Here is a 218-nt window from a genome sequence, read left to right as displayed (position 1 = left end):
GCGCTAGAGAGCTTAACTTCCGTGTTCGGTATGGGAACGGGTGTGGCCTCTCTGCCATCATTACCAGACTGTATTCATTTAAGACAAGAATCATCATAACTTATTTGAATTTTAAAGTCAACAAGTTTTTTATATTCTTTCAAAACTAGATAACATTGCTTCATATTATATGGTTAAGTCCTCGATCTATTAGTATTCGTCAGCTCCACATGTCACCA

The 218-nt window shown here is 36.7% G+C and carries 1 rRNA gene; it reads right to left on the bottom strand.

The window, feature by feature from the left end:
* A 5S ribosomal RNA gene (rrf, locus tag MR115_RS29770) occupies nt 1-68 on the bottom strand; the annotation flags it as partial.
* Nucleotides 69-218: the final 150 nt, after the last annotated feature.

The organism is Bacillus cereus group sp. BfR-BA-01309 (assembly GCF_022664315.1).
Lineage (GTDB): Bacteria > Bacillota > Bacilli > Bacillales > Bacillaceae_G > Bacillus_A > Bacillus_A mobilis.
The sequence above is the reverse complement of the archived record's forward strand: the minus strand, read 5'-3'. Positions and strand labels throughout refer to the sequence as shown.